Source organism: Candidatus Nomurabacteria bacterium (genome assembly GCA_020631905.1).
Classification (GTDB): domain Bacteria; phylum Patescibacteriota; class Saccharimonadia; order Saccharimonadales; family VXPC01; genus JACKGQ01.
The window spans coordinates 642,059-664,629 of the sequence record JACKGQ010000001.1; the positions used below are offsets into that span (position 1 = coordinate 642,059).

22 protein-coding genes are annotated in these 22,571 nt (G+C 45.5%); all 22 read right to left on the reverse strand.

All coding sequences use genetic code 11. The annotated features are described in order from the left end of the window. Position 1: 1 nt before the first annotated feature. Positions 2-211 (reverse strand): 50S ribosomal protein L29, encoded by a 210-nt coding sequence (locus H6798_03370; protein ID MCB9821549.1) that lies wholly within the window; start codon positions 209-211, stop codon positions 2-4. Continuing rightward, positions 211-624: a 50S ribosomal protein L16 gene (rplP, locus tag H6798_03375; protein MCB9821550.1), complete on the reverse strand. Its 414-nt coding sequence runs from the start codon at positions 622-624 to the stop codon at positions 211-213. Before rplP ends, H6798_03370 begins: the two co-directional genes overlap by 1 nt. Continuing rightward, a complete protein-coding gene (gene rpsC / locus H6798_03380) occupies positions 624-1,256 on the reverse strand; it encodes a 30S ribosomal protein S3 (protein ID MCB9821551.1) in 633 nt (210 codons plus the stop codon). The genes rplP and rpsC overlap by 1 nt, the downstream gene beginning before the upstream one ends. Beyond that, positions 1,256-1,633 carry a 50S ribosomal protein L22 gene (gene rplV, locus H6798_03385; protein ID MCB9821552.1) on the reverse strand — a complete coding sequence of 126 codons (378 nt, stop codon included), beginning with the start codon at positions 1,631-1,633 and terminating at the stop codon, positions 1,256-1,258. The genes rpsC and rplV overlap by 1 nt, the downstream gene beginning before the upstream one ends. Before the next feature lie 3 nt (positions 1,634-1,636). Beyond that, on the reverse strand, positions 1,637-1,906 hold the full coding sequence (gene rpsS, locus H6798_03390) for a 30S ribosomal protein S19 (GenBank protein ID MCB9821553.1): 270 nt from the start codon (positions 1,904-1,906) through the stop codon (positions 1,637-1,639). 3 nt (positions 1,907-1,909) lie between these two features. Further along, on the reverse strand, positions 1,910-2,746 hold the full coding sequence (gene rplB, locus H6798_03395; protein MCB9821554.1) for a 50S ribosomal protein L2: 837 nt from the start codon (positions 2,744-2,746) through the stop codon (positions 1,910-1,912). Then, on the reverse strand, positions 2,746-3,069 hold the full coding sequence (gene rplW / locus H6798_03400; protein ID MCB9821555.1) for a 50S ribosomal protein L23: 324 nt from the start codon (positions 3,067-3,069) through the stop codon (positions 2,746-2,748). The genes rplB and rplW overlap by 1 nt, the downstream gene beginning before the upstream one ends. Positions 3,070-3,071: 2 nt before the next feature. Beyond that, complete coding sequence (gene rplD / locus H6798_03405) at positions 3,072-3,704, reverse strand: 50S ribosomal protein L4 (protein MCB9821556.1); 633 nt, start codon at positions 3,702-3,704, stop codon at positions 3,072-3,074. Continuing rightward, positions 3,701-4,321 carry a 50S ribosomal protein L3 gene (rplC, locus tag H6798_03410; protein ID MCB9821557.1) on the reverse strand — a complete coding sequence of 207 codons (621 nt, stop codon included), beginning with the start codon at positions 4,319-4,321 and terminating at the stop codon, positions 3,701-3,703. Before rplC ends, rplD begins: the two co-directional genes overlap by 4 nt. Before the next feature lie 237 nt (positions 4,322-4,558). Then, positions 4,559-5,179 (reverse strand): hypothetical protein, encoded by a 621-nt coding sequence (locus tag H6798_03415; GenBank protein ID MCB9821558.1) that lies wholly within the window; start codon positions 5,177-5,179, stop codon positions 4,559-4,561. Positions 5,180-5,217: 38 nt separating this feature from the next. Further along, entirely contained in the window at positions 5,218-5,541 is a 324-nt protein-coding gene (gene rpsJ, locus H6798_03420) for a 30S ribosomal protein S10 (protein MCB9821559.1), read from the reverse strand. 165 nt (positions 5,542-5,706) lie between these two features. Then, positions 5,707-7,161: a hypothetical protein gene (locus H6798_03425; protein ID MCB9821560.1), complete on the reverse strand. Its 1,455-nt coding sequence runs from the start codon at positions 7,159-7,161 to the stop codon at positions 5,707-5,709. Between the two features lie 116 nt (positions 7,162-7,277). Beyond that, positions 7,278-8,462 carry an elongation factor Tu gene (tuf, locus tag H6798_03430; protein MCB9821561.1) on the reverse strand — a complete coding sequence of 395 codons (1,185 nt, stop codon included), beginning with the start codon at positions 8,460-8,462 and terminating at the stop codon, positions 7,278-7,280. Positions 8,463-8,618: 156 nt separating this feature from the next. Further along, on the reverse strand, positions 8,619-9,260 hold the full coding sequence (locus H6798_03435; GenBank protein ID MCB9821562.1) for a hypothetical protein: 642 nt from the start codon (positions 9,258-9,260) through the stop codon (positions 8,619-8,621). A 958-nt stretch (positions 9,261-10,218) separates the two neighbouring features. Next, entirely contained in the window at positions 10,219-12,309 is a 2,091-nt protein-coding gene (fusA, locus tag H6798_03440; GenBank protein MCB9821563.1) for an elongation factor G, read from the reverse strand. 102 nt (positions 12,310-12,411) lie between these two features. Beyond that, on the reverse strand, positions 12,412-12,801 hold the full coding sequence (locus H6798_03445) for a hypothetical protein (protein MCB9821564.1): 390 nt from the start codon (positions 12,799-12,801) through the stop codon (positions 12,412-12,414). Positions 12,802-12,853: 52 nt separating this feature from the next. Further along, a complete protein-coding gene (locus tag H6798_03450) occupies positions 12,854-13,489 on the reverse strand; it encodes a hypothetical protein (protein MCB9821565.1) in 636 nt (211 codons plus the stop codon). Beyond that, a complete protein-coding gene (rpsG, locus tag H6798_03455; GenBank protein ID MCB9821566.1) occupies positions 13,489-13,968 on the reverse strand; it encodes a 30S ribosomal protein S7 in 480 nt (159 codons plus the stop codon). The genes H6798_03450 and rpsG overlap by 1 nt, the downstream gene beginning before the upstream one ends. A gap of 322 nt (positions 13,969-14,290) precedes the next feature. After that, positions 14,291-14,551 carry a hypothetical protein gene (locus tag H6798_03460; GenBank protein MCB9821567.1) on the reverse strand — a complete coding sequence of 87 codons (261 nt, stop codon included), beginning with the start codon at positions 14,549-14,551 and terminating at the stop codon, positions 14,291-14,293. Further along, positions 14,552-14,959: a 30S ribosomal protein S12 gene (gene rpsL, locus H6798_03465; GenBank protein ID MCB9821568.1), complete on the reverse strand. Its 408-nt coding sequence runs from the start codon at positions 14,957-14,959 to the stop codon at positions 14,552-14,554. 62 nt (positions 14,960-15,021) lie between these two features. Then, positions 15,022-18,843 carry a DNA-directed RNA polymerase subunit beta' gene (gene rpoC / locus H6798_03470; protein MCB9821569.1) on the reverse strand — a complete coding sequence of 1,274 codons (3,822 nt, stop codon included), beginning with the start codon at positions 18,841-18,843 and terminating at the stop codon, positions 15,022-15,024. A gap of 1 nt (position 18,844) precedes the next feature. Further along, the gene (locus tag H6798_03475; GenBank protein ID MCB9821570.1) at positions 18,845-22,420 is read right to left on the reverse strand and encodes a DNA-directed RNA polymerase subunit beta; all 3,576 of its coding nucleotides are present in this window, start codon (positions 22,418-22,420) and stop codon (positions 18,845-18,847) included. Between the last annotated feature and the right edge of the window lie 151 nt (positions 22,421-22,571).

Consider the following 22,571-nt stretch of genomic DNA (forward strand, 5'->3'; position numbering starts at 1 on the left):
ATTAGCTCCTTTCACCCTTTTGCTTATTAATTTCTGTCATTAATCTGGCAATTTGTTTACGCGTTGCTCGGGCAGCTTTCATATTTGTAGCTGTGCCTGATTTCTGACTGCGAATCTGCTCGTTCAAAGTTTTTCTTAATTCTAAGAGTTGGCTTTGGCTATCTTTAGCGACAGGTTCAGTAGTTTTAGTGGTAGATTTTTTGTCAGCCATTAGAACTTCTCCTTTTCGATAACTTTTGTCCGAACAGGCAATTTATGTGCTGCTAGACGTAGGGCTTCGCGAGCAATTTCCTCTGTCACGCCATCGATTTCAAACATTACCGTGCCGGGACGGACCCTAGCAGCGTAGTACTCTGGAGAACCTTTACCCTTACCCATCTTTAAGCCGATTGGCTTTTGGGTTACAGGCAAGTGCGGAAAAATCCGAATCCAGATCTTACCACCACGTTTGGTATAGCGAGTCATTGCTTGTCTAGAAGCTTCGATCTGACGACTCGTAATCCTTGCAGCGTCTTGGGACTGGAGTCCATAACTACCGAAGGATACAGCGTTACCGCGTCGAGCTTTGCCATGAATACGGCCCTTAAAAGCCTTGCGGTACTTCATTTTATTAGGAAGTAACATTAGCGCACCTCCCCTTTGTATATCCAAACCTTGACGCCGATAATGCCACTACCTGGGTAATAAGCCCTGGCATAGCCGTAATCGACATCAGCTCGTAGAGTGTGCAAAGGTACTGAACCAGCAATTTCTTTTTCGCGACGCGACATTTCGGCTCCACCTAGACGACCGGCAACTTCGATGCGTACACCCTTAGCTCCGGCGCGCATGCTAGCAGCTGCAGTACTTTTAATCGCTCGTCTAAAAGATATACGGCGTTCCATCTGGTTTGCAATGTTCTCGGCTTGAAGCTGAGCGTAAAGCTCTGGTTTCTTAATCTCTTCAATGTTGATTTTGACTGGTACACCATAAATCTTGGCCAGCTCTTTGTTGAGCTCTTGAACACCAGATCCACCGCGACCAATAACCACACCGGCTCGACCTGTGTAAATAGTGAATACGATTTGGCTAGCAGATCGTTCAATATTGATACGATTAATACTGGCCCGGATGCCTAGCTTTTTACTAATCATCTCTCGAGCCTTCAAGTCTTGCTCTAGATAACTTGCAAAATCGCGTTTGTTAACAAACCATTTGCTTCGCCAGTCTTTGCTAACCTGAAGACGCATGCTAATAGGATTTACTTTTTGACCCATTATTTTGCCTCCTTCTTAGTGGTAGCAGGCTTCTTAGCTGGTCGCTGCTCACCATTTACAATTACATAAACGTTGCTACTTCTGCGAATAAACGGTAGGGCTCGTCCGTGAGCTGCTGGTCGATAACGTTTGAATCTAGCACCAGCATTAACAAAGATTTGCTCAATATATAAACCATCTTCTTTGAAATTATGGTTCTTGATAGCGTTGGCTTTAGCGCTAGCAACTGTTTTTCGAACAGGTTGAGCGGCTCGACGAGGGACGTGGTCTAAAATTACTAAAGCTTCGGCGACAGTCCGACCGCGTACAAGCGCAGCAACTTCGTTAACTTTACGAGGACTCATCCGAACATTTTTGGCAATTGCTTTAACACTCATAATTTACCCCTTGGCCAACTTTCCACCATGGCTGCGGAACTTACGAGTTGGTGAAAATTCACCAAGTTTGTGACCGACCATGTTTTCAGTTACGTGTACCGGCACATGTACTTTGCCGTTATGAACAGCTATCGTCTTGCCAACAAATTCTGGCGAAATTGTACTGCTGCGGGCCCAAGTTTTGATGATTGTGCGGTCTTCTTTACCGAGTGCTGCAACTTTCTTAGCTAGCTTCGGATCAATGAATGGACCTTTCTTTAAGCTTCTACTCATGATTTATTTCCTCTTGCCGGCATGTCGGCTTCTTACAATAAACTTATTGGTTACTTTATTTCTAGCTCGAGTCTTGTAGCCAAGTGTCTTTTGACCCCAAGGAGTTGTCGGGGCTTTATAGCCCTTACCGCGTGCTTCACCACCACCGTGTGGGTGATCTACAGGGTTCATCACGACACCTCGTACTTTTGGACGTCGGCTCATGTGGCGACTACGTCCTGCCTTACCAAGCTTAACGTTTTGGTGTTGTTCGTTCCCAACAGCCCCAATATGAGCTTGAGCGTCTTCGTGAACTCGGCGAACTTCGCCGCTAGGTAACTTGACCTGAACATAACCTTCGTCTTTAGCAGCTAGCTGAGCCATAGCACCAGCGCTCCGAACCATCTGTGCACCGTTACCAGGGATCATTTCAACACTGTAAATAATCGTACCGGTTGGAATGTTTTTGAGTGGTAGGCGGTTTGCTAATTCAATAGGAGCATCTTGACCAGCACAAACTGTAGCACCTTGCTTTAAGCCTTTTGGCGCAACTATGTAATGGTACTTGCCTGTGCTTTCTTTTAAGCGAGCAATTCTAGCGCTTCTGGTTGGATCGTATTCGATATGTTCGACTGTGGCTTTAAAGCCTTCTGGTAGATTCCAGTTCATAACACGGTAATGACGCTTAGCACCTCCACCTCGTCTTCGCGAAGTAATAACGCCACGATTATTGCGTCCGGCTTGTTGTTTGCGTGTAGCAAGCAAGCTCTTAACAGGGCGTTTGGTGGTAATTGCACTCAAGTCTTGAGTTGTCATACCGCGTTGGCCTGGAGTTACTGGTCGGTGAGTTTTAATAGCCATTACTGTTCTCCTCCTTCAGACATCATTTCTGCAAAAACAGGGATTTGATCGCCATCTTTTAGGGTCACGTAGGCTTTTTTCATATCAGAACGTCGACCACTTAGGTAGCGACCACGTTGTTTGATTCGAATACTGCGCGCTTGTTTACCGTCTTGGACTAGGGTGCGCACATTAGTAACACTAACACCGTAAACAGCTTCGACAGCTTTTTTAATCTCAATCTTATTTGCACTTACTGGAACAACAAATGCATATACATTGTGCTTATCGGCCTGCGTGTAGGCTTTCTCGCTGATTCTTGGAATAAGTTTAATATCGATCATGATTATTTACCTGCCAATCGTGCTTCGAGAGCTTCTACAGCTTTGCTAGTTAACACCACTAAGTCTGCGTCGAGTACGCGCCGTACATTCAGGTAGCTACTGGTTAGCAAACTGACATTGGCTAAGTTGGCTACTGCCCGACCAACAGAGTCGTTCTTGGTAGCATCGACAAGTACAACCGAGCCTTTTGCGCCAAGTTTGTCGACTAGCTTAGCTAGCTCGGCAGTTTTACCGCTTGTTGGTAAACTCTCGATAACAACTAATTTATTCGAGATGTTTTTTAAGCTTAAAGCTTGACGCATGGCTTCGCTCTTGGCTTTCTTATTAAGTTTGGTGGTGTAGTTTTCGTTACCCAAAGGGCCAAAAACGATACCACCGCCAGTCCAGATTGGGTTACGTGTCGAGCCAAATCGAGCTCGGCCAGTACCTTTCTGGCGCCAAGGCTTGCGGCCACCACCGCGAACTTCACCACGACGAAGTGTTTTAGCTAGATTACGTCGCACGTCTTGGTTAAAGCCTTCGTAGGCTAGACGGACTAGTTCATGACTATTAACTTCTACATTGAATACGTCTTTATTTAGTTTAGCTGGCGAAGTAGCTTTTGCGCCTGTCTTTGTGTAAGTAGCTACGCTCATCTTCGGGCCTCCCTAACTACAACTGTGCTTTTATTTGGTCCAGGTACTGCACCTATAACACCGATAACGTTAAGTTCTGTATCAACTAGAGCTACACGAAGTCTTTCGGTAGTTACGGTAGTCCCACCATATTGTCCGGCCATTTTCTTGCCTTTAAAAATACGTTGTGGGTACATTGATCCAATCGAACCAACTTTACGTGTGTCGCCCTTACCACCGTGTGTTTTTCGTTGTCGATGGAAGTTGTGGCGTTTAATGGTACCAGCCCAGCCTTTGCCTTTGCTTGTTCCGGTTACATCCACGATATCACCAACAGCAAAAGAGTCGACTTTGACTTCGTCTCCAACCTTAAGGTCTTCGGGAAGTTCGTCGACTCGGACTTCTTTTAGTTTTGCAACTGGTTCGATACCAGCTTTTTTATAGTGACCAGCTGCCGCTTTGCCTGTATTCTTGGCTTTTCCAAAACCAAGCTGAATTGCTTGGTAACCATCTTTTTCAGTGGTTTTAACTTGGACTACCTTGTTAGGGCTAGCGGAAAGCAAAGTCACGGCAACCATCGAGCCGTTGTCATCAACGATCGAGGTCATACCGAGTTTTGTACCAAATATAGCTTTCATAGCTTTCTCATCACTGTGCCGCATAAAAACATATGCGTGAAACAGTAAGGAGTGTCTCCTTGGATTTAGTTTATAAACAGCTGTTTTATATCGCGAGCTTTGGGCATAAAAAGTACTTGGTGTCTGGTGGTTTCATCTGTTATTGTCTAGCAAATGACCTTCCGGCTCACCAAGCCTTGATGCTTGCTTGATATTTAACTAGTGCATTTTAGCAAAAATGTTAACAGTAGTCAACACCTATGCTGCCATTGGCAAGCCATCTTCTTGGGCTGCTCGAGAAACACGGAGAACTTCAGCAAACCGAACCCCACGTGCATAGTTTTCTGGCCGAGTTTCATCCGGCATAGTTAATACGCCATAAAGTCTCATTCTTGGGATGAAATTACGATAATAGCCAAGATCTTTCGCTGTCGCACGTATAGGTTCAAGATGTCTGCTAAAACTTGCCACACTAAGATACTCTAGCTCGGCTTGACCCAGTATTGTTAGATCACGCACATGAAGCCGCGCAGGTACATAATTTAAGGCGGTCTCGGCTGTGGCATGAATCGGTGTTAGTAAAGTTCTTGCTTTATCCGGTAAAAATTGATTATCAAGCGCAAGCCCAAGCTGTTTATGTTGAGTCCATACTTCACTAACAAATTCTACCTCCGCTACTTCGACTGTAGTAGACAGTTTTCCGTGCTGGGATTCTTCGATAATCGCTCTGGCAAGTACTTGGGCTAAGTTTTCGGAAACTTTACCTAATGCATCTAAGCTACCACTCCGACATACATTCTCTAGTCTATCCATTAAGGTCTTGAAGCGTGCCATTCTGTCTCTGACCACTTCCATCGCTGGGGTTAAGGTTTCTGCCATCTTAAAACTCCTTTCCCACCATGTTTAAATAAAACTTCTTACATCTTGATTTCGGCGTCGCAGCCAGCCGGCAACGATAGGTTCATCAAACTATCAATGGTCTTGGGGCTTGGCTCGGTGATATCGATAAGTCGCTTGTGGACGCGCATTTCGAACTGTTCTCGGCCTTTTTTATAAACATGTGGGCTTTTCACTACGGTGTAAGTAGTTTTACGGGTAGGTAGTGGCACTGGGCCAACAATTTTTGCCCCAGTACGCAAGGCCGTATCAACGATCTGCTTAGCAGATTGGTCGATTACTTTGTGATCGTATGCTTTTAAGCGAATTCGAATTCGCTGAGTTGGAACATTGGCCTCGGCCATAGTTTTTTTCCTTTCAATAATCTGAGATCTAAGATCCAAGATCTGTTTAGAGTGTAACATCGTCACGAGCCTATAGAGAGGTTATCGTAAAGACTTTTAGTCACTCTGATTAATAACATATTTTACTATATCTGTTTTTAATGGTTTAGTCAATCTAGCTGCAGCTTAGCCGCGTCGAACTGCACCTAAACCAAGTGATCTTTCCAACTGGGCCATATCACCTCGATAATGAATGTCGACTACAGTTATCGTTTGCTCTGTATAAGTAAAAGTGACCCGCGTATGTCTAGCGGTTTTTGAGCGTGTCGGGACTCCAACTGCGTCTTGTGGTTTCAGACCGTATACTGGCAACATTTTGCCGTCGATTTCAATCGTGTAATGATGTTGTTTTACACCCCTAACCGGCCCATTTGAAAAATCGATTTTTCTCAACCACTCAACAGCTGCAACCAGATCTTCGTATAGTAGCCTTGTGCCTCTGTATTGATTCACATAATTTTCGATTAGCTCTTCAAGGCCTAATTTTTCTGAAGCAACCTTAACCTCTCTAAGCGGACACGGCTCTTGTACATCTTGGCTTTCTGCTTGCTCTGCTTTTAGCTCGTCATTAATTTCGGCGGCCCTAGTCTTTATTTTCAATCTTCGTGGTACTGGTATGTTTGTGTTGTTACTAAACATGCGCAACGAGTGTCGTTCGTAATGCAATCTCAGCGATTGGATTACTTCTTCAACACTCCGGCCAGTAGATCGAATATTGCCAAGTTTTTTACGCCCTTCTTCGATAAAATTACCTAGCCGGTTTAATAGATCATTTCTGTAACTTAGGGCTAATTCTTGAGCTTTTGGGGGCAAGTTAATCCGACCAGAAGCTACTGCTTCGATTACCATACGCCGATCAACTTCAGCAAACGCCTGTGCGACTCTGACAGCGAACTCGACTTCACTAGCCACTACACCACTATTGGCTTCTTGTTCAATCTGATGAGCTAAGATTTCACAGTCAAATTCGCCCGCTTGATATGCACTAACTATAGCGTCTAAACGATTTGCCTTTAGCCAAAGTTCTGAGAGTACGAGCCCGGTTACTAACTTCCTCTGCATGGTTTTCTCGGTTGTATTATTTGTTTTATACATCAACAGTTCTACCAGCTGCCAGTCTGTAACCTTTTCGGCCTCTCTAGCGATCGCCTGCCCAAACTCTCGAGTACTTGCTTCGGGAGTTAAGTCAGAGGCAATTTTAGCCACATAAGCCTCGGTTGCCTCAGAATCTAGTAGCGGCTCGGTGCCAGTCAACTCCGCTATCGACCTAACTACGTCATACAGAGTTTCTGAAATTGTTGCCTCAAATGCCTGGCGATCATCTAGTAAGGCGTCTAGTTCGTACAAAGCTGCCGTTATTGCGTCTAGATCTTTTCTGCCGATATCTACATTTGGTGTTGATCGGAGCATGGATTGAGCATTCGATCGAGAAGTAGCAGATCGTAGGCTGCTTCTAGCGTGTTCTGTCGTACTCTCGTTTTCTGGGAGTAGAATCTTTAGCGAAGGAAACATAGATAACATACGTTCCAAAAACGGAGTACGTAAAGGGTCATCAATTATCTCTACTTGCTCAAAAGTCATACACCTTAGGATATATTACGACATTTCATCATCCAAGTCCGATTCCAAAAAATATGTAGTAAATTAAACTAAAAAGAAGCCCGTGAACGAGCTTCCTTTTAGTTGTTAAGAAAGACTTATTTGTCAATCTTGGTTACCACACCAGCACCTACAGTTCGGCCACCTTCGCGAATAGCGAAATTTAGACCCTGATCCATAGCGATTGGTTGAAGTAACTTAACCTTAAAGGTTACAGTGTCACCAGGCATAACCATTTCTTTGTCGGCAGGTAGCTCGACTTCGCCAGTTACGTCGGTAGTTCTAAAGTAGAACTGTGGCTTATAACCTTTAAAGAATGGTGTGTGACGTCCACCTTCTTCTTTAGTTAAGATGTAGACTTCGGCATCAAACTCGGTATGTGGAGTGATTGAACCTGGTTTGCATAGTACCTGACCTCGTTCGATATCTTCGCGTTCAACACCTCTTAGAAGTACACCAGCATTGTCGCCAGCCTTACCTTGGTCGAGGTTTTTCTTGAAAGCTTCGATACCGGTTACAACTGTTTTCTGAGTTGGTCGAATACCAACAATTTCAACTTCGTCGTTGAGGTTTAGAACACCAGCTTCGATACGACCAGTAGCCACAGTACCACGGCCTTTAATCGAGAATACGTCTTCGATTGGCATTAGGAATGGCTTGTCTAGGTCGCGTACAGGTTCTGGAATGTAGTCATCCATAGCATGTACAAGCTCCATGACTGCGTCCATAGCAGCTTCGTCGCCTTCGACAGCTTTTGTAGCTGAGCCCTTGATGATTGGGCAGTTTTCGTCGAAGTCATACTTAGCTAGCAGCTCACGAACGTCCATTTCGACGATTTCTACGAGCTCTGGGTCGGCCAGGTCCATCTTGTTTAGGAAAACAAGAATGCTTGGCACACCAACTTGTTTGGCAAGTAGCACGTGTTCACGAGTCTGTGGCATAGGGCCATCTGCAGCTGACACAACCAGTACGGCGCCATCAATCTGGGCAGCACCAGTAATCATGTTTTTTACATAGTCAGCGTGACCAGGCATGTCGACGTGTGCATAGTGGCGCTTTTCGCTCTCGTACTCTTGGTGAGATGTAGCGATGGTTATACCACGAGCTTTTTCTTCTGGAGCATTGTCGATTTGATCGTATGCAACAGGTTTGTTAACAGCGCTAGGTAGTCGCTTAGAAAGCGTCATTGTGATTGCTGCTGTAAGGGTTGTCTTACCATGGTCAACGTGTCCCATAGTACCGACGTTGACGTGAGGCTTAGACCTGTCAAAATTGTCTGCCATTTATTGGTTCCTTTCAAATGGTAGTTAATATTATTGTTTCGCGATCCATATTGCACTTGAAGCACAAGAGCAAAGCCCTCACGCGAGTTACCGAAGTAGTATACAGAATATTTTTTGCGGCTTCAAGACCTAATCTAGTTGAAATCTGGCAAGACACTATTGAATCGTGAATAAATCAACTTCGAACGACCAGCCATCTCTTTTGCCAGTTAGGTTTACGGCACAATCAGCGCTCGAAACAGTTATCTTTTCAATGCCTACTGTTGCCGATTGGATCGCCGAACCTCCTAAAGACATCCAACCATGTGGATCTCTTTCTAAAGCTACTGGGTAGGCCGGAGTACAGCCATTATACTCGAGCACTGTGCCTTCGGTGGCTACTAAAACATCTCTTTGCCAACGTCTTTCATTAGTGTCAGTCACCACCTGTAACATGCCTCTTGCTGCTAGGCTTGTTAACTCAAGGTTCTTAACGAACAATCGATTTAGGGGTATAGCCAAATCGTGTCCTCGTAAATCTCTTTCTAGTGCTAATTCTTCGACTAAAGTCGCCAACTCGCTCAGTTTTGATCCAAAGTTTACACCTATACCAATGCCTTCTTTGACTATCTGCCAGTTGATGCCATAGTTTAGACTAATATAGCTTATTAGATCATACTGCGACATAGTTATTTGGGCTTCTCTAACTGCTCGAAGCACATTTATAGCCTGAACAGCCGACAAGTAATAGGCATCTCCATATAATAACTTACCGTCTTGATCGCAAGCGTAAACTCTTTCTGGTGCAAATTGATTCATCTTTAACCTCTTTCTTTTATGAGGTTCAAAGTGCAATCGGGCAAAATCTAGGATGTTTGGACTACTTCAAACCTCTTTGGCAATAACTATTTCGGCTTGGTTTACTAGATCCACACAAAGCTTATCCTTTGTTTAACTTACGATTATTTTATCATAAAAAGAAAAAAGCCCCGGATCCTGGTTGGATCGGGGCACCAGAGCTGGTATATCCAGTTGGATTTTAAAAGTGAGTTTGGTCGAGGGCTGCCTACCCCCGACCATCCGGTCTTGAGCTGCAGCTCGCAACGCACCACCGTTCGTCTCTGATTATCCAACGAGCTTGTCGTTTTCCAATTGTCAACGTTGATGGTTCACTTGCTGAAGTCACACGGTTTCACCAAGTTTTTCCGACCTCGGCTATTCGTCTTCAGACGGGTTCTATCTTGTCCTTCTCACGCAATTTGGGTCGTCCGAACAACCACATTCTGCGTGCCGCTTCGCCAGCAGCGGTACGACATATTGCGATCCACACCAGATTCGGATCCAGTGCGGCGCAGAGGCATGACTACTTCCACGTTTTATACGTGTGCCTGACGGCAAGGTGAGCCCTAACCGAACAACATCTAGCGGCCTCACGCCAGATGCATCATTACACCAACATTCCGAGACAGACTTACACACCCATCCGTTAGGATGCGATTTTCAGACGGAACTTTTACCTCTGGCTCTAACAAACGAGGAGCAATCCGGACTGGTCTAGCCCTGGTCACAACTCGCCTGAGAGAACTTTTAGTGTCGGTGCTTGCCAAACACAGTGATGACCTGTCACTGTGCAGAGCGTAAAATGTTCTAGATTAACAAAATAGACCACTATACGCAATGCACAGTCTGGTTATACTGTGTTGATTGTTAAGTACGTTCAATCAATAAATCGATTGAACAAAAACTATTATACACTACCCCCGAGTATTAGTCAATACTAATTTTTGCGTGAATTTTTAGCAACAATCGCTTCGGCAACATTGCCGGGGACCTCTTGGTAGTTGTGAAGTTCCATGCTGCTAGCTGCGCGACCTTGAGTCATCGAACGTAAGTCGGTTGTGTAGCCAAACATTTCGGCAAGCGGCACATAGGCATCAACAACCTTGGCCCCAAACCGGTCGTCCATGGCTTCGACACGACCACGACGGCTATTAATATCACCAATCACATCACCCATAAACTCTTCGGGTGTTACTACTTCGACTTTCATAATTGGTTCGAGCAAGATTGGATTGGCTAGTTTAGCCGCCGCCTGAAAGCCCATGCTACCGGCGATCTTAAAGGCCATTTCGCTCGAGTCGACTTCGTGGTAAGAACCATCGTAAAGAGTCGCCTTAATGTCGACCATTGGGTAGCCAGCAACTACACCACTAGTCATGGCTTCTTGCACACCGGCTTTAACTGCACTTATGTATTCATTTGGAACTACACCGCCTTTGATGGCATCAACAAACTCAAAACCTGCACCAGCTTCTTGGGCATCGAGTCTTATCCAGACATCACCATATTGACCACGCCCACCAGACTGACGGACGAACTTGCCTTGGGCTTCTGAACCACTCTTTTTGATAGTTTCACGGTAAGCAACCTGTGGCTGACCGATATTGGCCACCACCCCAAACTCGCGTTTCATCCGATCGACCAGAATTTCTAGATGTAGCTCACCCATTCCACTTATAATTGTCTGGTTTGTTTCATCATCGACACTAACACGGAAAGTCGGATCTTCTTCGGCAAGTCGCTGCAAGGCATTACTCATTTTTTCTTGATCGGCTTTGGTAGCAGGCTCAATCGCAATACTTACAGGTGGTTCTGGGAACTCAATGCTTTCGAGTACAATTGTATGATTTACGTCTGTTAATGTGTTACCTGTAGTCGTGTTTTTTAAACCAACGATAGCCGCAATGTCGCCAGCCGTAACTTCTTCGAGATCTTCGCGTTTGTCGGCAAACATGCGTACGATACGGCCAACACGCTCTTTCTCGCCAGTAGCGTTATTGATTACATAACTGCCGCTCTTTAAGACACCAGAATAAACTCGCACAAATATCAATTTACCTACAAATGGGTCGGTGGCAATTTTAAAGGCTAGGCCGGCAAAAGGTTCGTCATCGCTCGGCTTGCGCTCGATCTCTTCGCCTGTTTTTGGGTGAGTACCCCAGTTTGAGCCACGATCGATCGGGCTTGGTAGGTAGTCGGTCATTAGGTCGAGGACTTTTTCGACGATTACACCGCGGCCGTCACCACCAGTGGCAACATAAAACTGGCCACTCAAAGTAGCTGTACGGATAGCTTGTTTGATCTCGGCTTCGTTCAAGCCCTCTTCGCCTACTTCTAGGTAGCGTTCGAGCATGGCTTCGTCTTCGGCTACGGCATTTTCGATCAGTAAGCTACGATATTTTTTAGCCTCGTCGACCATATCGGCAGGCACTTCGGCTTCGATAAGTTCTTTGTCGGCGAACTCCTTATAGGTATAAGCCTTCATAGTGATTAAATCGACCACACCGTTGATACTTTGCTCAAAGCCAATAGGCAAATGAACAGGGAAAATTGCTTTGCTTAGACGTGCGTGCATGCTCTCAAGGCTTTTATAGAAATCACCACCAGTTTGGTTGATTTTGTTAATAAAACAGACTCGCGGTACGTTATATTTGTTCGCCTGTCTCCAAACTGTTTCTGTCTGAGCTTCGACACCCATTTTGCCATCAAATACAACTACAGCACCATCTAGCACTCGCAACGAGCGCTCAACTTCGACTGTAAAGTCGATATGGCCTGGCGTATCGATAATGTTAATCTTCTTACCTTTCCAGTAGCAGGTGACCGCAGCCGAAGTAATCGTGATTCCACGTTCGCGTTCTTGCTCCATCCAGTCGGTAGTGGTTTCACCTTCGTGGACGGCACCAATCTTATGCTTTAAGCCTGTACGGTGCAAAATGCCTTCTGTAGTGGTGGTTTTACCGGCGTCGATATGGGCAATAATGCCAACGTTGCGGACGTCTTGGAGCTGATATTTTTGTTGAGCCATGATATTTAAGATGTCTTCCCTATTATGTTACTTGTTTTTAGCCAAGAGGAGCAATACCTACAAGGCGTTTCTAGATTATCTTACACTATTGTTAGCAATAAGTTAAGACTTAAAACCAGTTACAGGTCTACGGACAATCAAGCGCATATCATCGTTAAGGCTTTCTGTATCACCTATTGCCAGAGAAAGTATTCTACCGGTTGGCAGATTGCAGAATGTCCCATAACCTAACTCTGGTGGATTCGACTGATTCTGACGATTGCAGGTAGTGTTTTTGAGCCCGTTTAAAGATGTTTCGAGTTCGAGCATGAGTGCGTGTTTTCGCCGTGCTAGTGTTTCAGGAGAAAGCAACTGTTCGACTCTTTCAGATTCCTGAACTGCGATAGCTGCCTCGTAAACTTGAGGTAACTTACAACCAACACACGCTAATAACTTTATTTTAGTCAGAACATCGCGCATTGCTTTCGGAGTCGGTGCTTCACCTATATTCATATCGTAAATAATATATCAGCTAGATTGCAAGTTTAGCAATAGTTAAACTTAATTAGGCTTTATTAAATACAGATCTTATTTTTACCACGACACTGCGAATACCTCGGGGGACAGTCGGTTGGTTTTGGAGCGCACTTACTTGCTGGCAAGTTTCTGCGTATAAGCTTCTTTCAGCACAGAGCTCTGGATGCAGCCTAGCGGCGCTTGTATTGCCGTGCATGATAGCTTGCGCCCGAACTCGACCATCACGTGCAAGTTGTTCCGAAAATCCATATGTTTCGCCTTCTCTAAAGTCGGCCAATGTAAAAACTCGGCTGGTTGCCACTCTCGCCGGACAGACAAAATTTGGCCTATTCGGGCATCTAAGTAGTGGGTCATACGCATCTTTACCTAAAAATGCAAAGTTTCCAGTCTTGAGCAGGTTAAGGTGAGTTTGTATGCCTTGCTGAAAATCTCGACTGCACGCATGGTAGCCGATGGCGTATATTAGCCTTTCACGACCATCATTATCGGTCGGATCATCAACTACTTCGCCAGTGAAAGGGTTGTACGCACACAGGCTTTTTTCGACCAATTCTCTAGCTAGCCTAAAGTAGATATCGGTTGCAGATTCACCTACGGTTTGCTTTGGTGCCGCGAAAAATACTTCACCAATATTGGTCAGTCTGTCTGATACTCTTTTGGCCATTACGACCTTGCAAAATGAGCGAAGGCGCGGTTGCTTTCGGCCATCTTATGAGTGTCTTCTTTTTTCTTGACGGCTGTACCAGTATTGTTGAAAGCATCAACGATTTCTAGGCTCAAGCGCTTAGCCATCGGGATTCCTTTGCGACCGCGTGCAGCAGCGACGAACCACATTAGGGTTAGGTGAGTTTGACGTTGGCCCTTTACCTCAAAAGGTATCTGGTAGTTGGCACCACCGACTCGACGTGACCGAGTCTCGAGACTTGGCTTAACGTTGTCGAGAGCTTTGATCAAGACTTCGAGAGGATCTTTTTCTTTTAATGTTTTGGCAGCCTGCTCCATAGCTTCGTAAACTAGCTTTTCGGCTAACTGCTTTTTACCGTGCAACATAACTTTGTTAATTAATCTTTGAACCAACACAGATTCGTACATTCGATCTGGTTTGATATCTCGGACTAGGCTTTTAGTTACTTTTCTTGGCATGGAAACTTCCTTTATTTGCGTGAAGAATTTGAGAGCGGTAATTCGTTGTATCTCTGCGGCAAGATTTACTTCTACGTACTACTTGTACGCATCCGAATCTGTGCTCGTGATCCATACAAATTACCCTTGGCTCAAATGCATCACTTTACATCAAGAAATGATGGTTATTAATGATTTCTCTATAATCAAAGATCTGGGATCTATGATCGAATAGATTATCTAGGCTCTAGATTCGACAATTCTGAGTTCTACACTAGAACTACTGAAGTTATGTCTAGGCTTAGACCCTAGCGTAAGAGCGGTTAAGCTCAAACGTCAGTCTCTAAGCTGCTGTCTCTGGATCAATCTGGGTAGTGCGCTCTGCTAACCTTGCTTCGACCACTTTTAGCTGACAGATGCCGGAGCACCTTAGGGCACTAACTCCCCTTCTGGTGTCGACATACAATGTGTTAGCGAGTTGCTGCTTGGCTTCGGCGGAAATAGTCGGTGCGAAAGAGCACTGTTCTCCGGTATCCGGGCAAACCCCAAGTAAATAGGCTGTATTAGCGTTTGTGACTGCAATTGGTCCGGATTCGCGCGACATCTAGGCTTTCTTGGCGCCGTATTTACTACGAGCACTTTTACGATCGGAAACACCCTGAAGATCTAGGTGACCACGCACAACGTGGTAGCGGACACCCGGCAAATCTGGCACACGACCACCACGGATCATCACTACGGCGTGCTCTTGTAGGTTGTGGCCTTCGCCAGGGATGTAGGCCCAGACTTCGTGACCATTGACTAGTCGGACTCGGGCAACTTTGCGGAGGGCTGAGTTTGGTTTTTTAGGAGTTTTTGTAGTTACTTTTACGCAAACACCTCGTTTGAATGGTGCCGACTTTTCGTAAACAGTTGTTGTTAAACTGTTGGTAACCCGATGAAGTGCGGGTGATTTTGACTTAGCTTTAGTGGCCTTTCTTGGCTTTCGAACTAACTGATTGATCGTAGGCACGCTAATATGTCTCCTGCTTAATTTGTTTGATTGTCATTCGATTGCCTATCTTAACATTGAGACTATGCATTGTCAACCTCTGTCATATTGGCAAACTCTAATTCAGACTCTTCGGGCTGAACACCTGTTCCAACTGGTATTTTACGTCCCAAAATCACGTTTTCTTTTAAGCCTCTTAGGTGGTCAATCTTGCCACTTGTAGCTGCGCTAATCAGAACTCTAGTTGTGTCTTGGAAACTAGCTGCCGATAAGAAGCTGTCGCTCCAAGTACTAACCTTAGTAATTCCAAGCAGTAACTGGTTAAACTGAGCTGGCTGCTTGTTGTGCGCGACTAGTTCGGCATTGGCTGCTACAACCGCAGCTTTGCTGACAATATCACCATTTACAAACTCTGTGTCACCGGCTTCTTCGATCTGAACTCGGCTAAACATTTGGCGGATAACTACCTCTAAATGTTTATCGGATACGTGTCGACCTTGGAGTGCAAACACACGACTAATTTCGGTCAAGATATAGCGTTGAGTGGCCTCGACACCTTTAAGCGCCATTAATTCTTGGAGATTAATCGAACCGCTAGTCAGTCGATCACCAGCCTCTACAGAGTCACCTTCGCTTACTAGTACCTGCTTGAATCCTGGGATTTCATAGCGGGCAGTGCTTTCGGTGCTTGGAGTAAGAATCAGTTTGTCTTTGGCTACTTCGACCAATCCGCTGGCAGGTGCAGTTAATGGTCGCTCGCCTTTTTTATCACTAGCGATGACATCACCAGCTAGTACGGTGCTACCACTAGCAACTTGAGCTTTTCGACCTTCTAAAGCGACCTCGACTGGTTGAACATCTGCGCCAGTCACCTGGACTACATAATGATCGCCATCTTCCCAGACTTTTACCTTACCCGAAACCTGACTTAAGTAAGCCATACCTTTTGGTGCGCGGGCTTCAAACAACTCTTCGACACGATTTAGTCCAGTCGAAGTTTCATCGGATATGCTAGCTGCACCACCGGTGTGTTTAGAGTCTAGAGACAGCTGTGTACCTGGCTCACCAATACTCTGGGCGGCAATCACACCTACAGGGTGATTAATCGCTACTAAGTGACCGGTTGCTGGGTCGATTCCATAGCTTTTTGCAGGGATTCCATTTAGATTTGGAGTCGAAAGTACGCTCTGAATTCTAACAGTCTTGATATTTTCATCTTCGTGGATGGCATCGGCCATTTCTTTTGTTACTAGATCACCATGCTTGCCATGACCTTTAACGTCTTCGGCAAGGTAACGGCCAACTAATCGACTACCGAACATAATACCTATGTCTTCGGAGTCTGAGCGGTACATTGGGAAACCTTTGTCGTCAAGGCTGTCGTCTTCGATTGTAAAGACATCCTGGCTAACGTCGACTAGACGGCGTGTCAGGTAGCCTGAGTCTGCGGTACGTAGGGCGATATCAACCAGTGTCTTACGTGCACCACGTGTTGAAATGAAATATTCCAATGTTGGCAAACCATGTAAGAAGTTGCCATTAACAGGCAGCTCAATGGCTCGGCCAGTAGTATCTGCAAGCACGCCAACAGAGCCGGCGACCGATTTTACCTGTCCAGCGTTACCACGAGCACCAGATAATACAGCCACAGACATAGCTGTATCTGTCTTACTGAACTGTTCGGTCACGATTGCTTGAATCTGGTTGTTGATATCAAACCAGTTATCAACCGTTAAGCGATAGCGTTCGTCGTCGGTAATGAAGCCATGTTCGTACTGTTCGGAAATTTTGGCTGTTTTCTCGGCACCTTCTTTTAGTTTTGCGTCGACACCTTCGATTTCTGGGAAGTCGCCCATACCCATCGATAGTCCGGAGCGAGTGGCATATTCAAATGCCATGTTTTTTAGATCGTCGGCAATTTTTGCAGTAGTTTCAGAGCCATACATATCGTAAACAAGTGCCATAACTTTCTGGATGTTCTTCTTGTTCATCACCTCATTTTGATATGGGAAATCTTCTGGGAATAGCTCGTTGAACAGCACCCGACCAAGTGTAGTTTCATGAACTTGACCACGGAATCGTATAGTAATTGGCGACTGCCATTGGATTATTTCTTGATCTCTGGCAAAAATTGCTTCTTCGATACTCGAGTAAGCACGTCGCTTATGTTCAGGATATTTATCGTAGGTCATGTAATATGCGCCTAGAACGATATCTTGTTCGATGTGTAAGATTGGTGAGCTGTCGGCTGGGTGAAGCAAGTTCTTGCTAGCAACCATTAACTCACGGGCTTCTTTCTGGGCAGCGTCGGATAGTGGTAGGTGAACAGCCATCTGGTCACCATCGAAGTCAGCGTTGAAGCCTTTGCAGACTAGCGGATGGAGCTGAACGGCTTTACCTTCGACCAAACGAGGCCGGAAAGCCTGGACACTCAAACGGTGCAAGCTCGGTGCGCGGTTAAGCAGTACATATTTGCCTTCGATTACGGCGTCTAGGGCGTCCCAAACTTCGGTTTCGCCTGATTCAATCATTCGAGTTGCACTCCGAATGTTGTGCGCTTGCTCTAGTTCGATCAATCGACCGATTACAAATGGCTTGAAGAGTTCTAGGGCCATCATCTTAGGCAGACCGCATTCATCCATACGCAGTTCTGGGCCAGCTACAATTACTGAACGACCAGAGTAGTCAACACGCTTACCGAGTAAGTTTTGGCGGAAACGACCTTGTTTACCTTTAAGTAGGTCGGCTAAACTCTTGAGCTTACGGCGCTGACCGTTGGTGCTAACCGAGCGTCCAGCTCGCGAAGCGTTGTTGTCGATCAATGCATCGACTGCTTCCTGAAGCATACGCATTTCGTTGCGACGAATAACTTCTGGGGCCTTAAGCTCGTTGAGTTTCTTGAGACGATTGTTACGGTTAATTACGCGGCGGTAAAGATCGTTAAGGTCACTGGTGGCAAATCGTCCACCGGTTAGTTGAACCATCGGACGTAGATCGGGTGGGATGACTGGCAAAACTGTTAAGCACATGTCGACAGGGGAAATACCAGCGCGTTTCATACTCTCGAGTGTTCGGAGTCGCTTAAGAATCTTTTTCTTGCGTTGGCCTTTTGTGGTTTCGGCTTCGGCACTTAAATCTGTAATCAGTTGATCAACATCAATACTTTCAAGCAGTCCTTTTATGGCTTCGCCACCCATAGAAACTTCGATTAGCTCGGCATACTCGTCTGGTAATTTGCGATAATCAGTCTCGTTGATCATTGCGTGAAGCTGCAAGCTGTTTAGCTGTTCGCGAGCAACTTCGAAGTTTTCGGCTAACTCGTCGAGCTCTTTGGTGCGGGCTTCGGCTAATGCCTTCACGTCTGCGTCTTCGGCTTCGGCAGCTTTTTCGTAGCGAATTTTAACAGCAGCTTGGGCGGCTTCGTACTCGGCTTCTACGTCGGCCAACATAGAATCGCGCTTTTCCAGATCGACTTTTAAGATCAAATATGAGGCAAAATAAACAATTCGCTCTAAGTTTTTAACTGTCATATTGGTGATTTGACCAATCGCACTTGGCGTACCTCGCAAGAACCAGATATGTGTAACTGGTGCAGCTAAAGTAATATGCCCCATTCGTTCGCGACGGACAATCGACTTTGTGACTAGTTCGCCGTTTTTATCGACAGCTGCTTCACGTGAACGGATGCCTTTGTATTTGCTGTCGTTTGGATTGATATCTTTAACTGGTCCAAAAATCTTTTCGCAGAATAGACCATCCTTTTCTGGTTTTTGGGTCCGGTAGTTGATGGTTTCAGGTTTAAGCACCTCGCCATGCGACCAGTCTAAGATGTTGTTTGCACTAGCAACTGCTAAGCGGACGGCGTCGAAGTCGGAAAAACTTGTGCCTTGCGTAACGTTTCTCATTTTACGCCTCCTCACTTTCATCTATTAGTTCATCATTCTCATACAAAATGTCGTCTGGGTCTTCGAGATTGTCGTCGCTAATCTCCGACTCTTCAGAAAACTCTTCACTAACCATTTCTTCGGTTAGGTCGAGACTACTATTTTTGTCTTCGGGCACCTCAACCTCGATTTTTTCCTCGGCCATTTCTTCGATGTGTTCTTCGAGAATGTCTTCGGCATCGATTTGGTGGTTAGTTTCGGCATCGACTAAATCGACCTTCAAACCTAGACCTTGAAGTTCTTTAACCAAAACGTTAAAGCTTTCTGGGACTTTTGGTCCAACGATATCGGTACTCTTAATGATAGCTTCGTAGGCTTTAGCCCGACCAAAGACATCGTCTGACTTGAGGGTAAGCATTTCTTGTAGTGTATTCGCGGCACCATAAGCCTCTAGAGCCCAAACTTCCATTTCTCCAAAGCGCTGACCACCATTTTGGGCTTTACCGCCGAGTGGCTGTTGGGTGACCATGGTGTATGGACCTGTGCTACGAGCATGGATCTTATCGTTAACCATGTGGTTTAGCTTGAATATATGCATGATACCAACGGTTGTGCGCTCTTTAAACGGCACTCCGGTGCGTCCGTCGTAGAGTTGTTGTTTGCCATCATCAGGTAGTCCTGCTTCTTTGAGTAGTTCTCGAACCTTTTGGTTGCTTACGCCGTTAAAGGCTGGCGAGCTAACATGAATACCTAAGGCGTGTGCTGCCATACCCAAGTGAGCTTCGAATAGCTGTCCGATGTTCATACGTGAAGGCACGCCGAGCGGGTTTAGTAAGATATCGACTGGTGTTCCATCTTCACTAAATGGCATATCGGCTTGTGGCAGGACTCGAGCAATCACACCCTTGTTACCATGTCGACCAGCCAATTTGTCGCCAATCTGGACTTTACGCATCTGGGCCACAAACACTTGAATTTGCATCAGAACGCCAGCTTTTAGTTCGTGACCATGTTCTTTACTAAAGATTCGGATTCCAACTACTTTACCGTGTTTACCGGTTGGCATACGTCGGCTTGTATCGCGAACATCTTTGGCTTTTTCGCCAAATATGGCCCGCAGCAATCTCTCTTCGCTAGATAGTTCTTGTTCACCTTTTGGAGTAATTTTACCGACAAGAATGTCGCCGGCGTGAACTTCGGCACCAATTCTAACAATACCGTCTTCGTCGAGGTGACGTAATGCATCTTCTGAAACATTTGGTATGTCGCGTGTAATTACCTCAGGACCAAGCTTTGTTTCACGAACTTCGACCATGTGATCTGTAATATTTACGCTGGTCAATTCGTCTTGTTGAACTAACCTATCGGAAATAATGATAGCGTCTTCGAAGTTATAGCCGCTCCAAGGCATGAATGCAATCAAGGCATCTTTGCCTAAGGCAAGTTCACCTTCGCTAATCGAGGTACCTTCGATCAGGACATCTCCGGCACTAACTTTTTGGCCATTGTTAACAACTACTCGTTGAGTCATAGCCGTACTGTCGTTGCTACGAATAAAGTGTTCTGGGTAGTAATGAGCTTTGCGGTCTTTATATTCAACCACTACTTCATCGGCAGTCGACTTACTAACCACACCAGCGGCTTCGGCATAGATAACTTGGCCTGAGTTTTGGGCAATTTCGTGTTCCAGACCAGAGCCAACAATCGCTGCTTTTGGTTTGATTAGAGGTACGGCCTGACGAGCTTGGTTTGAGCCAGTCAAGCTACGCAACACGTAGTCTTTCTCAATAAACGGAATTAGACCAGCGCTGGTACCAACAATCTGATCCCTGGCTGCGTCGAGGTGAGTAATTTCTTCGATATCGTACTCTCCAGCAACTCCGGCTTTACGTCCGCTTACACGGCTCGAGATAAAATGACCATCTTCGTCAAAATCACTACCTGCACCGGCAATTACCGACTCGAGTTCGCGGTCGGCGTCTAGATACTCAACTTCTTGAGTTACGACTGGTACGATAGGCCAAGTTTTCTGTGATTTAACAGTTTCGAGTTGTTTTGCATCGGCACCGGTGATTTTTGCACCAGCTTTAACGATTACTTTACCTTTTTCGTCTTCTAGATTGACACGGGCGGTTTTACCAACTGCTTCTTTGGGGGTAACATTGCTAATTACTTTAATGTATGGCGTTTCTAAGAATCCGTATTCGTTTGCTCGGGCATACATAGCCATATTCAATACCAAACCAATGTTTGGACCTTCTGGTGTTTCGACTGGGCAGATACGACCGTAGTGAGTAGTGTGGGCGTCACGCACCTCAAAACCAGCGCGTTCACGGCTTAAGCCGCCTGGGCCCATTGAACTCAATCGTCGCTTGTGTGCAAGCTCAGACAGTGGGTTGACTTGATCCATGAACTGCGACAACTGCGAACTTGCGAAGAATTCTCGCACTGCAGCCACTACTGGTCGAGCGTTGACTAATTGACCAGGTGTAACAGTTTCGATTTCGCACATAGACATGCGATCTTTCGTGTTGCGTTCCATGCGCAATAATCCAACTCGAAACTGTCGCTGGACTAGTTCGCCAACCATTTTAATGCGTCGATTCGACAAGCTATCGATATCGTCGGCATGCTCTTGGGTATTGTTCAATCTAATAACTTCGGCGATGATTGCAATTAGATCTTCCATACGAAGAATACGATTTTCGGATGTATTTGAAACTTCTAGATTTAAACGCTTATTAACTTTGTAGCGACCCACACGGCTAAAATCAAACCGTTTAGGGCTAAAGAACATCGATTCGAGCATACCTCGAGCATTCTCGATAGTCGCAAGATCACCTGGACGGAGGCGTCGGTACACTTCAATTAACGATTCGTTGGCACCACGAGCGACATCTTTTTCGAGTGTTGACTCTAGATAATCAATCGTACCCTGGTTAACGTGCTTAAAAGCCTCTTTCATGTCTGCATCAGACATACCTAGGGCACGTAGCAGTGTCGTAACAGCAACTTTACGACGACGATCGATCTTAACGAAAATTGCGTTGTTGTTGGCGGTTTCAAATTCTAACCATGCACCTCGTCCCGGAATAACCTTTGCACCATAATAGTTGGTACTGCCAACTCGATTACCCGAGAAGAAGACACCAGGGCTTCGGACTAGCTGGCTAACAACTACACGTTCGGCACCATTGACAACAAAAGTTCCCCGTTGAGTCATCCATGGATAGTCACCCATATAGATTTCTTGCTCTTTTACTTCGCCTGTAACCTTGTTGGTTAGTTCGACTACAGCTTTAAGCGAGGCTTCATAACTACTGTTATTGTCTCGAGCTTGCTTGTCGGTCATTTTAGGTTCGTCGAACCGATAACTCTTAAAACGTAGATTAAGTTTTTCGCCAGTGTAGTCTTCGATTACGTCAAGCTCGGCAAAGAGTTCGCCTAAGCCTTCCTCGACAAACCACTGGAACGAATTATTTTGATGGTTAATAAGATTTGGAAGGTTGATCATACTTGGTGCACCGTATGAAACCCGGGTGTTTGTTTGAGCACTAGCATTGCTAGCGGTTTTATTGGCGGTTGTTGCTTTAGCCATTAATTACCGATGCTCCTTAATTTAGGTTTAGAGTTATAAATGTTACTGACAACAAAAAACCCACTTCGAGATTAATTGTTGTAGTTTTGGCGCCGAAGTTATCTGTTGCAAGCTAGAGATGCATGTTTTAGGCACACGCAAGCAAGGCTTG

Coding starts and splice junctions, on each gene's coding strand:
- rplP (MCB9821550.1), bottom strand. CDS start 624: ATGTTACTTCCTAATAAAATGAAGTACCGCAAGGCTTTTAAGGGCCGT.
- H6798_03475 (MCB9821570.1), bottom strand. CDS start 22,420: ATGGCTAAAGCAACAACCGCCAATAAAACCGCTAGCAATGCTAGTGCT.
- H6798_03460 (MCB9821567.1), bottom strand. CDS start 14,551: ATGTCGCGCGAATCCGGACCAATTGCAGTCACAAACGCTAATACAGCC.
- rplW (MCB9821555.1), bottom strand. CDS start 3,069: ATGATCGATATTAAACTTATTCCAAGAATCAGCGAGAAAGCCTACACG.
- rplB (MCB9821554.1), bottom strand. CDS start 2,746: ATGGCTATTAAAACTCACCGACCAGTAACTCCAGGCCAACGCGGTATG.
- H6798_03370 (MCB9821549.1), bottom strand. CDS start 211: ATGGCTGACAAAAAATCTACCACTAAAACTACTGAACCTGTCGCTAAA.
- H6798_03435 (MCB9821562.1), bottom strand. CDS start 9,260: ATGAATCAATTTGCACCAGAAAGAGTTTACGCTTGCGATCAAGACGGT.
- fusA (MCB9821563.1), bottom strand. CDS start 12,309: ATGGCTCAACAAAAATATCAGCTCCAAGACGTCCGCAACGTTGGCATT.
- rpsS (MCB9821553.1), bottom strand. CDS start 1,906: ATGAGTAGAAGCTTAAAGAAAGGTCCATTCATTGATCCGAAGCTAGCT.
- H6798_03425 (MCB9821560.1), bottom strand. CDS start 7,161: ATGACTTTTGAGCAAGTAGAGATAATTGATGACCCTTTACGTACTCCG.
- rplD (MCB9821556.1), bottom strand. CDS start 3,704: ATGAGCGTAGCTACTTACACAAAGACAGGCGCAAAAGCTACTTCGCCA.
- tuf (MCB9821561.1), bottom strand. CDS start 8,462: ATGGCAGACAATTTTGACAGGTCTAAGCCTCACGTCAACGTCGGTACT.
- rpsG (MCB9821566.1), bottom strand. CDS start 13,968: ATGCCAAGAAAAGTAACTAAAAGCCTAGTCCGAGATATCAAACCAGAT.
- rpsJ (MCB9821559.1), bottom strand. CDS start 5,541: ATGGCCGAGGCCAATGTTCCAACTCAGCGAATTCGAATTCGCTTAAAA.
- H6798_03415 (MCB9821558.1), bottom strand. CDS start 5,179: ATGGCAGAAACCTTAACCCCAGCGATGGAAGTGGTCAGAGACAGAATG.
- H6798_03450 (MCB9821565.1), bottom strand. CDS start 13,489: ATGGCCAAAAGAGTATCAGACAGACTGACCAATATTGGTGAAGTATTT.
- rplC (MCB9821557.1), bottom strand. CDS start 4,321: ATGAAAGCTATATTTGGTACAAAACTCGGTATGACCTCGATCGTTGAT.
- rpsC (MCB9821551.1), bottom strand. CDS start 1,256: ATGGGTCAAAAAGTAAATCCTATTAGCATGCGTCTTCAGGTTAGCAAA.
- rpoC (MCB9821569.1), bottom strand. CDS start 18,843: ATGAGAAACGTTACGCAAGGCACAAGTTTTTCCGACTTCGACGCCGTC.
- H6798_03445 (MCB9821564.1), bottom strand. CDS start 12,801: ATGAATATAGGTGAAGCACCGACTCCGAAAGCAATGCGCGATGTTCTG.
- rplV (MCB9821552.1), bottom strand. CDS start 1,633: ATGAGTGTTAAAGCAATTGCCAAAAATGTTCGGATGAGTCCTCGTAAA.